General features: G+C 65.7%; 6 protein-coding genes and 1 tRNA gene. 4 read left to right on the forward strand and 3 right to left on the reverse strand.

Features of this window, described 5'->3' with window-relative positions:
• Nucleotides 1–55: 55 nt before the first annotated feature.
• Together fdh and AB0305_RS16825 are read right to left on the reverse strand one after the other, a co-directional pair.
• Entirely contained in the window at nucleotides 56–3,376 is a 3,321-nt protein-coding gene (gene fdh, locus AB0305_RS16820) for a formate dehydrogenase (RefSeq protein WP_364137610.1), read from the reverse strand.
• A 77-nt stretch (nucleotides 3,377–3,453) separates the two neighbouring features.
• Nucleotides 3,454–4,395, reverse strand: a complete 942-nt coding sequence (locus tag AB0305_RS16825; protein WP_364137611.1) for a LysR family transcriptional regulator — start codon at nucleotides 4,393–4,395, stop codon at nucleotides 3,454–3,456.
• A 120-nt stretch (nucleotides 4,396–4,515) separates the two neighbouring features.
• On the opposite strand from AB0305_RS16825, the gene AB0305_RS16830 reads away from it, so the two are divergent.
• Genes AB0305_RS16830 through AB0305_RS16840 form a run of 3 tightly spaced genes read left to right on the forward strand, consistent with a single transcriptional unit; the run spans nucleotide 4,516 to nucleotide 7,150 of the window.
• Entirely contained in the window at nucleotides 4,516–5,508 is a 993-nt protein-coding gene (locus AB0305_RS16830) for a DUF1852 domain-containing protein (protein ID WP_364137613.1), read from the forward strand.
• A gap of 20 nt (nucleotides 5,509–5,528) precedes the next feature.
• The gene (locus tag AB0305_RS16835; RefSeq protein WP_364137615.1) at nucleotides 5,529–6,575 is read left to right on the forward strand and encodes a methionine synthase; all 1,047 of its coding nucleotides are present in this window, start codon (nucleotides 5,529–5,531) and stop codon (nucleotides 6,573–6,575) included.
• 2 nt (nucleotides 6,576–6,577) lie between these two features.
• The gene (locus tag AB0305_RS16840) at nucleotides 6,578–7,150 is read left to right on the forward strand and encodes a flavin reductase family protein (protein ID WP_364137617.1); all 573 of its coding nucleotides are present in this window, start codon (nucleotides 6,578–6,580) and stop codon (nucleotides 7,148–7,150) included.
• Nucleotides 7,151–7,408: 258 nt separating this feature from the next.
• Here the strand turns inward: AB0305_RS16840 and AB0305_RS16845 are convergent.
• Nucleotides 7,409–7,490: transfer RNA gene (locus AB0305_RS16845), tRNA-Leu, on the reverse strand.
• Nucleotides 7,491–7,697: 207 nt separating this feature from the next.
• Between AB0305_RS16845 and AB0305_RS16850 the strand changes: the two genes are divergently transcribed.
• Nucleotides 7,698–8,303 (forward strand): response regulator, encoded by a 606-nt coding sequence (locus tag AB0305_RS16850; protein WP_290258035.1) that lies wholly within the window; start codon nucleotides 7,698–7,700, stop codon nucleotides 8,301–8,303.
• Nucleotides 8,304–8,349: the final 46 nt, after the last annotated feature.

Here is an 8,349-nt window from a genome sequence, read left to right on the forward strand (position 1 = left end):
CGCCGCCCGGACCGGGCAAGATCTGCTGCGTGCCGGGCAGCTCCCGGGGCGCGGGTCACGGTGCCTGCCCGCCCGGGTGCTCACGCGGGTGCTCGCCCTCGGCTTCCGGGTGGGTCACCGTGCTGTTGCTGGTCTCCACGGTGAGCCCGGCGCGCTCCTGGTACTCGGCGACGAGCGCCAGCAGTTCCCGTCCCCGCGGCCTGCGACCGGGGCGGATGTCGCAGGAGGCCACCTTCGATTCCTGGATCTGGACGTTGGGATCGAGGGTCACGCCCAGCAGGTCGTTGGCGGCGTCCCCGCTGACGACGGCGCTGTTCCCGACGCCCCAGTGGTAGGGCAGCCCGATCTGGTGCACGGTGTGGTTCCCGACGGTCAACGGCGTCATCCGCTCGGTGACCAGCACCTTCGCCTCGATCGCGGAGCGCGCCGAGATGATGGTGGCCCACCCGTACGGCTCCAGTCCGCGTTCGGCGGCGAGTTCGGGAGAGACCTCGCAGAACATCTCCGGCTGCAGCTCGGACAGGTACGGCAGCCAGCGGCTCATGCCGCCCGCCGTGTGGTGCTCGGTGAGCCGGTACGTGGTGAACACAAACGGGTAGACATCAGCGCCAGGATCGCCTGCGCTGGGCGCGCTGAGGTTGTCCTTCCGCGGGTACTTCAGGCGTGACGGGCTCTGCTGCTGCGGGTAGAGGCCGTTGGCGACCGGTGATTCCTGGGCCTCGTAGTGGGTCGGGAGCGGCCCGTCCACGAGTCCCTTCGGCGCGAAGAGCCAGCCCTTGCCGTCGGACTGCATGATGAACGGATCGTCGCCGCTGAGCGCGGCCGGTCCGCCCACGGACGGGTCGGGTTTGGTCCCGGGCGCAAGGGTCGGCGGGAAGTCGGGGACGTCGTCGCCCACCCACTTGCCTTGTTCCTCGTCCCACCAGATGTACTTCTTGCGTTCGCTCCACGGCTTCCCGTCCGGGTCGGCGGAGGCGCGGTTGTACAGGATTCGTCGGTTGGCCGGCCACGCCCAGCCCCACTCAGGGGCCGCTGGTCCCTGTTCGTCGCCCGGCTTCCGGTTGGCGGCCTGGTTGATGCCGTCGGCGTAGACGCCGGTGTAGATCCAGCACCCCCCGGACGTGGAACCGTCGGCGCGCATCTCGGTGTAGGCCGAGAGGGGCTTTCCCGCGTCCGGTCCGGTGAGGTGACGGCCGTTGATTTCGGCCAGCACCGACTCGGGATCGGGGTCGCCATGCTCGTCCGTCGGGTAGTCCCACGTCAGGTCCAGCAGCGGCCGGTCGCGTTCGTCCTGCGAGTCCGCGAGCTTCTCCCGGATCCGGTGACCGAGTTCGTAGAAGAACTGCAGTTCGCTCTGGCACTCCCCCGGCGGGGCCACCGCCTGGTGGCGCCACTGCAGCAGCCGCTGGGTCTGGGTAAAGGACCCGGCCTTCTCCACGTGGGTCGCCGCCGGCAGGAAGAAGACCTCCGTCTCGATGTCCTCGGTGCTCAGTTCCCCGGACTCGATCTCCGGGCCGTCCTTCCACCACGTCGCCGACTCGATCATGTTCAGGTCGCGGACCACCAGCCACTTCAGGTGGGACATGCCCAAGCGCTGCATCCGGCCGTGGGCCGAGCCCACCGCCGGGTTCTGGCCGAGCAGGAAGTAGCCTTCCACCTCATCCCGAAGCATGCTCATCACGGTCTCGTAGGTACCGTGCGCACCGGTGAGGCGCGGCAGGTAGTCGTACGCCCAGTCGTTGTCCGCCGTCGCCGCGTCACCCCACCACGCCTTCAGCAGGCTGATGGTGTACGCGTCGGCATCAGCCCAGAAACCCTTTTGGTTCTTCGAGGCGTTCGCCTTGAGGTACTCCTCCAGGGTGTCGTGGCGGCCAGCACTGGGCATGGGCAGGTAGCCGGGAAGCAGGTTGAACAGCGTGGGAATGTCGGTGGAACCCTGGATGCTGGCGTGGCCGCGCAGGGCCATGATCCCGCCGCCCGGACGCCCCACATTCCCCAGCAGCAACTGCAGGATGGCGGCGGCACGGATGAACTGGGCGCCCAGGGAGTGCTGGGTCCAGCCCACGGCGTACGCGAAGCAGGTGGTCCGGTCGCGGCCGGAGTTCTCCGTGATGGTCTTGGCCAGGTAGGCGAAGTCCGCTTCGCTGATGCCGCACATGTCCCGCACCATCTCGGGGGTGTAGCGGGCGTAGTGCCGCTTCACGATCTGGAAGACGGTCCGCGGGTTCTGCAGCGTGTCGTCGCGGAGCACCTCGGCGTGTTCGAGGGGCGGGCCGCCGCTGCCGAGCGCGTCGCCGGCGGCACGGGCCCCGGCTTCGGCGCCGTGTTCCGGACCTCCGGGTTCGGTGATGGAACCGTCGCTGGCTTCGTCGTAGGCCCAGGACGAGTTGTCGTAGGCGCCCTTCTCCGGGTCGAACCCGGAGAACAGGCCGCCCAGGTCCTCGGCGTCGCGGTAATCCTCGTGGACCAGCGTGGCCGCGTTGGTGTACGCGGACACGTACTCCTTGAACCACAGGTCATTGGCGATGACGTAGTTGATCAGGGCGCCAAGCAGCACGACGTCGGATCCGGCCCGGATCGGCAGGTGCTTGTCAGCGACCGCCGAGGTGCGGGTGAAGCGGGGGTCGATGTGGATGACCTTGGCTCCGCGCGCCTTCGCCTCCGCCACCCATTGGAATCCGACCGGGTGGCACTCGGCCATGTTGGATCCCTGAATGATGATGCAGTCGGCGTTGGCCATGTCCTGCAGTGATTGCGTAGCACCACCGCGTCCAAACGAGGCTCCCAAACTGGGAACCGTGGCGGAGTGTCATATACGGGCTTGGTTCTCCGTCTGTACCGCTCCGGCGGCGGTGAAGAGCTTCTTGATCAGGTAGTTCTCTTCGTTGTCCAGGGTGGCGCCGCCGAGGGAGGCGATGCCCATGGTCCGGCGCAACAGGCGCCCGTGGTCGTCGGTCTGCTGCCAGGTCCGGCGGCGGCTTTCGATGAAGCGGTCGGCGATCATGTCGACGGCGGTGGAGAGTTCCAGCCGCTGCCATTCCTTGGCGCGGGGGGCGCGGTAGAGGACCTTCGTCTGACGGCCGGGAGAGTTGACGAGCTGTTCGCTGGCGGAGCCCTTGGGGCAGAGCCGGCCGCGCGAGATAGGCGAATCCGGGTCACCCTCGATCTGGACGACGCGTTCGTCTTTCACGTAGACGCGCTGGCCGCAGCCGACGGCGCAGTACGGGCACACGCTTTGCACCACCTTGTCGGCGGTGGCCGTGCGCGGGGCGATGCTTCGGGTCTTGGGCGAGGTCACGGAGGGACCACGCCCGAGCAAATCGCCGGTGCTGAGCTGCCGAATCACCGGCCATTCTAGAAAACTCCGCGGTGCCATCTTTGGAGCTTATCCCAGATCACATTCGGCGCAACAGGAACGCGCCGCCCGGGTGGCACCCGCCTTGCCGGTTGCAGTCAGTCGAGTAGCCCCACGCCGAACTCAGAGACCACGGCCCGCAGTTCCCCGAGGTAGCGCTTCGCCTGCTCGGTCAGCGGTATCGCGGCGTGACCGATCCAGCCGATCTCGATGCGTTCGTCAACGTCGAGCGGGATGGCGACGATCTCGGGGTCGAGTTCCCCGCTGATGATGCCCGTCGAGATCGTGTAGCCGTGGAGCCCGATCATGAGGTTGAAGATCGTGGCACGGTCGGAGACCCGGATCTCCTGCTTGCTGGACATGGTGGAGAGAATCTCTTCGGCGAAGTAAAAGGAGTTGTTCGCACCTTGATCGAAAGTCAGCCGCGGCATGCCGGCGAGATCGTCGAGAGTCGCGCGCTCCTTGGACGCAAGCGGGTTGTTCCGTGCAACGAAAATGTGCGGATCGGCGTGAAAAAGTGGGGTGAACGCGAGCCCGGATTCCCGGAGCAACTTGTCGATGACCTTGCGGTTGAAATCGTTCCGGTAAAGGATGCCTATCTCGCTGCGGAGGGTGCGGACGTCCTCGATGATGTCCCAGGTGCGGGACTCACGGAGCGAGAACTCGTATTCGGCCACGTCAGTGGCTTTGACCATCCGGACGAAGGCGTCCACGGCGAACGAGTAGTGCTGCGTTGACACCCCCAACAGACGCCGCGTCGGCGGCCTGCCAAGGTAACGCTGCTCGAGGAGAGCGAATTGCTCGACGACCTGCCGCGCATACCCGAGGAACTCTGCCCCGTCCGCGGTGAGGGTGACCCCGCGGGCGGAGCGAACCAGGAGTGCGCGGCCCACCCGGGCCTCAAGGTCTTTCATCGCCGCGGACATGGTCGGCTGGGCTACGTAAAGAAGATCGGCGGCTGCGGAGATCGACCCCTCAGCTGCAACTTCTATGAAGTAGCGGAGCTGTTGCAGAGTCAGTCCGCTCGAAAGATGTGGCATAGGCAAATGCTATATCAGCGCATAGCAAGGCACAGTTACTCGATAGCTGTCGGCAGGTTGCACCATTGACACATCTCTTCTGGACGGCCATCCCGGCCCATCACCACGGATTGGCAGCACATGGCAGACGACTTCACCTTCAGCATCCGCACCACACGCTTCGACGAGGACTACACCCCGTCGGAGGACTCCCGGATCACGACCAATTTCGCCAACCTCGCACGGGGCGAGCACCGCCGGGAAAACCTCCGCAATGCCCTGACCATGATGCGGCGCCGCTTCAACGATCTGGCGGACTGGGACAACCCTGACAGGGACCGCTATGTGCTTGAGCTTGACATCGTCTCCGTGGAGATAGAGTTCACCGCGGATGGTACGGATCGGCGGTTCCCCCTGTTCGAGGTTCTCGACATCTCGATCGTCAGCCGACTGAACGGGGTCCGCCACCATGGGATCGTCGGGAACAACTTCTCTTCCTACGTCCGTGACTTCGACTTCAGCGTAGTGCTGCCGGCGGCGGCAGCGGAGTCCGGCAAGCCGACCATCCCCGAGGACTTCGGCGATCTTCACGGCAAACTGTTCCAGCAGTTCCTCGACTCCCCGGCATGCCGGGAACGCTTCCCGCAGCCGCCCGTGGTGTGCATCAGCGTCTCGACGAGCAGGACGTATCGGCGGACGGAGAACCGGCACCCGGTCCTGGGCGTCGAGTACCAGCAGGACGAGTTCTCACTGACCGACGCGTACTTCGCAAAGATGGGGCTTCAGGTCCGCTATTTCATGCCACGCGGCAGCGTTGCGCCGCTTGCCTTCTATTTCCGCGGCGACCTGCTCAACGACTACTCCAACCTGCAGCTCATCGGCACGATCAGCACCATGGAGACGTTCCAGAAGATCTACCGCCCGGAGGTCTACAACGCGAACTCCGCCGCCGCCGCCGTCTACCAGCCGAGCCTGGGCGAGCAGGATTACTCGCGGACCCAGATCGCCTACGACCGGGTCGAGCGCGGTCAGCTCGCGATCACGCAGGCGAAGTACACGGAAGAGCACTTCATCACGCCCCACAAGGATCTACTGGACCAGTGGACCGCCAATTACCCCGCTCTCGTCAACTGACCCACGGAGAACCCTCACTCATGAACACACTGTTGCCCACCACCGTCGTCGGAAGCCTGCCGAAGCCATCGTGGCTCGCCCAGCCGGAGACTCTTTGGTCCCCGTGGAAGCTGGAGGGAGATGCACTGCTCGAGGGCAAGGAGGATGCGCTGCGCATCGCAATCCACGAGCAGAGCCGACGCGGCATCGACATCGTCGGTGACGGCGAGCAGACCCGCCAGCACTTCGTCACGACCTTCATCGAGAATCTCAGCGGGGTCGACTTCGAACAGCGCAAGACCGTGCGCATCCGCGACCGCTACGACGCGAGCGTGCCGACCGTCGTCGGACCGGTGCGCCGCGAACGGCCGGTCTTCGTCGACGACGCAAAGTTCCTCCGGGCAACCACCGACCGCCCGATCAAGTGGACCCTTCCTGGTCCGATGACGATGGTGGACACGCTCTACGATGACCATTACAAGAGCCGCGAGAAGCTGGCCTGGGAGTTCGCCACGATCCTGAACCAGGAGGCGAAAGAGCTGGAAGCGGCCGGCGTGGACATCATCCAGTTCGACGAGCCCGCGTTCAATGTTTTCCTCGACGAGGTTAAGGACTGGGGCGTGGCCGCCCTGGAGAGAGCGGCAGAGGGACTGCGCGCGGAGACCGCCGTGCATATCTGCTACGGCTACGGGATCAAGGCCAATAACGACTGGAAAGCGACGCTCGGCGCGCAGTGGCGGCAGTACGAGGAGACCTTCCCGCTGTTGCAGGCCTCCAGCATCGACATCATCTCGCTGGAATGCCAGAACTCCCACGTGCCCATGGACCTCATCGAACTCCTCCGCGGCAAGAAAGTCATGCTCGGGGCCATCGACGTCGCAAGCGAGACCGTCGAGACCCCGGAGGAGGTCGCCGACACGCTCCGCCGGGCCCTCCAGTTCGTGGATGCGGACAAGCTGATCCCCAGCTCCAATTGCGGCATGGCACCGTTTCCCCGGGATGTGGCGCTGGCGAAGCTGAGTGCCCTGAGCGCAGGGACGAACATCGTCCGCGAGGAGCTCGCCCGCTCCGCCCCCGGGGCGTCGTAACCGTGTTTCACGCCTACCCTCCGGACACCTGGCTGCAAGCACCCGCGCAACGCTTCCCGTCCTCCCTCACGGCCGACGAATTCAAAGCGCTGTTCCGCGGCCACCCGGGAGGTGTCGCCGTCATCACCGCAGATGCCGGCGAAGGACCGGTGGCGCTGACGGTATCGTCGGTCGTGTCGGTGAGTGCGGACCCTCCGTTGCTGATCTTCTCGGTCTCGGCGCTTTCTTCGGCGTCGGAGGTACTTCTGCGCGCCGAGACCGTCGTCGTGCACCTGCTGGACGCGCACGACGTCGACCTGGCGAAGCGTGGAGCGACCCCCGGGGCCGACCGCTTTGACCAGACGCACCGCTGGTCGACCCTTGCAACCGGCGAGGCGGTGTACGACGACGCGCGTGCCTGGGTGCGCTGCGCCGTGATCAACCGCATGGAGGTCGGGACGTCCACGATCATCGCCGTCAACGCCCTGGAATTCCGCATGATGCGTGATGTCCAACCGGGTGAACCCGGCGACGCACTGGTTTACCACAACCGTTCATGGCACCGGCTGGGCGAGCATTCGAAGCTTGAGGACTGAGCACCGCGCCAACAGTGCCCAAGAAGACTGGCCCCAGCCGGCCTCGGAGCGGTCCCCTCCGACGAGGGGTCGCGCTGCGGGCCGAACCGCATGAGGACGCCGCTTTGCTGCGTCGCCGCCTCTGTCCGGGGGCACTTTCAGGGTCAATGCCCGACGCCGGCGGCCTGGCGAACGGCGAGTCCGCGCCAAAGTGCCCCCGGGAGGAGCGCTGCACAGACGTTAAAGCAAAAAACCCCTCTGACGAGGGGTGCGTTACTGTGCCCGAGGTGGGACTCGAACCCACACACCTTTCGATACCGCATTTTGAGTGCGGCGCGTCTGCCAATTCCGCCACTCGGGCGCGGAGACACCGGCTGTCATAATCGGCCGCTCCAGGGGTCCTGTGAGCAACGCGATCGCTTCCGGTGCGCGGATTTACTCTACATGCAGATAGGCTGAATTCCAGAATCGCGCCAGTGAAGCCGCATCGATCCCCAACGGCCCCAGTACACCCGCGGACGCGCCACAGAATGGCACAACGCCCGCCGTACCTTTTCAAGGAGTTCCCGTGTCAGAACAGACGGATTCCACCCCCGCTTCCCAGCCCGCCCGCCGCGTCGTGGTCGCCGAGGATGAGACCCTCATCCGCCTGGACATCATCGAGATCCTGCGCGGCGAGGGCTACGACGTCGTCGGCGAGGCGGACAACGGCGAGAAGGCCGTGCAGCTCGCCGAGGAGTTGAAGCCGGATCTGGTCCTCATGGACGTGAAGATGCCCGTCATGGATGGCATCTCCGCCGCCGAGAAGATCGTCAAGGCGCGCATCGCCCCGGTCGTGCTGCTGACCGCCTTTAGCCAGAAGGAACTGGTCGAGCGCGCCCGCGACGCCGGCGCCATGGCCTACGTGGTCAAGCCCTTCACCCCCGCGGACCTGATCCCCGCCCTGGAGATCGCCCTGTCCCGGCACGAGGAGATCAAGGCCCTGGAGAGCGAGGTCAGCGACCTGCAGGAGCAGTTCGCCACCCGCAAGCTGGTCGAGCGCGCCAAGAGCCTGCTGACCACCAAGATGGGCCTGACGGAGCCGGAGGCTTTCCGCTGGATCCAGAAGACCTCGATGGACCGCCGCCTGAGCATGCGCGAGGTCGCCGAGACCATCATCAACCAGGTCAATTAGAGCCACACAGCACGTAAACAAGGAGGGCCCCGCCGCTGGTTTCCAG

The organism is Arthrobacter sp. NPDC080086 (assembly GCF_040702285.1).